The 2,726-nt window shown below is 42.8% G+C and carries 2 protein-coding genes and 1 pseudogene; all 3 read left to right on the top strand.

Annotated features, from left to right (window positions below; genetic code table 11):
• Positions 1–1,280 (top strand): hypothetical protein (locus Phpb_RS12480; protein WP_065390913.1); only part of this gene is annotated, 1,280 nt, incomplete at its 5' end.
• Between the two features lie 7 nt (positions 1,281–1,287).
• A complete protein-coding gene (locus tag Phpb_RS12475) occupies positions 1,288–2,307 on the top strand; it encodes a hypothetical protein (RefSeq protein WP_065390604.1) in 1,020 nt (339 codons plus the stop codon).
• A gap of 181 nt (positions 2,308–2,488) precedes the next feature.
• A pseudogene (locus Phpb_RS12470) lies at positions 2,489–2,726 on the top strand (hypothetical protein); the annotation flags it as partial.

The following is a 2,726-nucleotide window of genomic DNA, read 5'->3' as shown; positions in this document are numbered from 1 at the left end:
ACCTGGAAAGTGTCTGGTTTTATTTATCTAATCTTGCCAACCCGACAGATATGTACAGTGAGCCGCGTTATTATAAGTTAATAACTCAGGGTTGCCTGGAGAGTCGACAGTACGCGACGATAGCGGTTTACCCGTCGGTCAGTTTTATGGTTTCGGCTGGACTGAGCTTTGATTTTTCTCATGGAGAACGTTCTGTAAAGGAGCGGCGTGATGAACAGAAAAAAGCGCGTCTGGCGATGGAAAATGTCAAGCCTAAAAATGGCAATAAACTGCGCAGTGGGTGGACAACCCATACGGACCCATTTTATCTGACCCGACAGACGGCCATTAACGTCGAATATGCTTTAACGGTTCAGGATATGGATTACTCGGCGAAGTTTGCGAAAGTGAATAAGGTGAGAAAAACCCTGCCCAATTTAGAGGTCATCAATCGGGTGGAAAAACTGCTGGGCTATACCAAAGAATACCTGGCGCCCGATCCGGATTCAAAAGGCACCCGCAGCTACCAACTGCTTGAGCTCAAAGTGGACCCCATCAATATTGGGCTGGCTTATGCTTATGACCGAACTACTTCGATGGATGACCGTACCCATTTTTTGGGTTTCAGCGCCGCGCCTTTTCTGGGGATGACGGCAAAACTGGATCTCATTCAAATGGGGGCGGCGTATTGCAAGATAAAAAGTGTGGCAGCCAAATTCAGGGAGGCGCTGGCCCGCAGGAATTCAAATGATAAAAACTATTTAGATCTGGAATGTTGCATTATTTTGACATGCAATCTGTCCTTTCAATTGGGTGCCGCTTATAAACAAAAGCAGTGGACTTTTGACGCCGGTGATAAGAATGATTTGAAATTGAGTCTGGAAGGAAAAGCGAATGTCGCCTTTAAGACTCATATTATGATAATGGAAGCCGCAATGGGAGTGGGTGTGGCTGTAAAAACAGCGGCGGGTTTTGAACTTGATCAGCATGATAAAGGGATCGATCTGGCTGGCTACCATAATGGGATTGTTGCGGAATTTGAGGTAGATGTGGATGTGGGGAAAGAAGATGGTGAAAAATCTTTAATCCAAGTCAAAGAGAAGTGGAAATGGGTTATTGCTGATCCGTTAAAAGCTAATGAGTCTCCGTTGAGAATTAACCTGATGGGGGAAGAACGGTCTGTAGTTCGTCCCGAAATTGTTCCAGGCGCTGAAACAGGGTCATGGGAAATGGGTTATGACCCTAACTTTAAGCCTAAGATGGATAATATCCCGTTTATCACCGGATTACCCGGAATGTGAGGATAAAATGAGATTGAAACTGTTATTGCTGTTATCAGGAGTGATTTTTATGTTAAGTGCTCAGGCAAATGAATCGAGGCTATATATTCGCAGTTTATTCGATATCCAATACGCCTTTTGTGACATCAAAACCAATGGCGTAACGGGAATGGATAACCGTAATTCGGCTCGGGAAGGCCGGGGATTTGGTACCGGCAGTACAGCATCTATGTTATTAATGGCTAATGGTGAAAATGAAATCAGTCTGGAGTTTGGTGCGCTGGATTGGTTTTCTCCAAGTGAAATGCCAGATAAAACTCGCAATCACTTTAATCCTGAAGCTAAATGCACGCTGGAACTAACTGCTATGCGTGGTAAAAAGAGTGAGGTGTTGACAGCGATGGAAGTGGCAATTGATAAAAATGGTCAACCTGTGGCAATGACACCCACAAATGAAGGCAAATACTCTACTATCAGCACACCGGTGGTACGTCATGTGATACAGGCAGAAAAGGTAGAGGCTGGACATAAAGATAAAAAATTCTTTAAGAGCCGGAAATTTCCACCCAATATGACCTTATACCGATTTAGCAGGAATGTAAAAATTAGTGGCTTACCTGAATGGGAATGGGAGAAAGCAACCCCTTATACTGATACCCCGGAACAACGTCAGCAATTGCAACAGGCTTATATGGCTGCCTGGGGGGCTTATAACGCTAAGGATTTGAATACACTCCGTGATCAACAAAAAGTTGCGCTCAAAGCCTGGGCTTGGGCTACTAATGAAAGTGAAGAGAGTGTTTTTGCTGATCAATCTGTTTATAGTAGGATCAAAATAAAAAGTTTCAAAATGATACCAATTAACTGGGATGACTATCGGGTTAAAATAATGAATCAGGGCAGAATGGTTAGATTAGTGAATAAGTCGGATTTAAAGAATTCTCCAATATCTTACTATTACGTTGATGAGGAAGATGGTGAAACGGTTTTGGCTACCGTCGCACCAATCTTTTCATTAATTAACGGTCGTTTTGTTCAGGTGATTTAATGGATAGCAATATCGGGTTATTTGACCCGATATTTTTTCTCGACGGGAAATGTAATAAGAATCGGTGATATCGATACAGCGTTTGGTGATTGTAAAACGATTCAGGGATTGTGGATTTGGTTAATATTAAAGTTGAATAATATTCCACTTATCACCGGATTACCCGGAATGTGAGGATAAAATGAAATTAAAATGGGTATTGCTATTATTAGGCGTGATTACTATGTCAGGTTTAGGTGTGATGGTGATGCAAGGTGCTAATGCAAATGAGCCGAGGTTGTATATTCGCAGTTTATTCGATATTCAGTATGCCTTTTGTGATATTAAAACCAATGGCGTAACGGGAATGGATAACCGAGATTCAGCCCGGGAAGGGCGAGGGTTTGGGACTTCAAGTACGGCCGCTATGCTATTAATGG

It is taken from the genome of Photorhabdus namnaonensis (genome assembly GCF_001684335.1).
Lineage (GTDB): Bacteria > Pseudomonadota > Gammaproteobacteria > Enterobacterales > Enterobacteriaceae > Photorhabdus > Photorhabdus namnaonensis.
The sequence above is the reverse complement of the archived record's forward strand: the minus strand, read 5'-3'. Positions and strand labels throughout refer to the sequence as shown.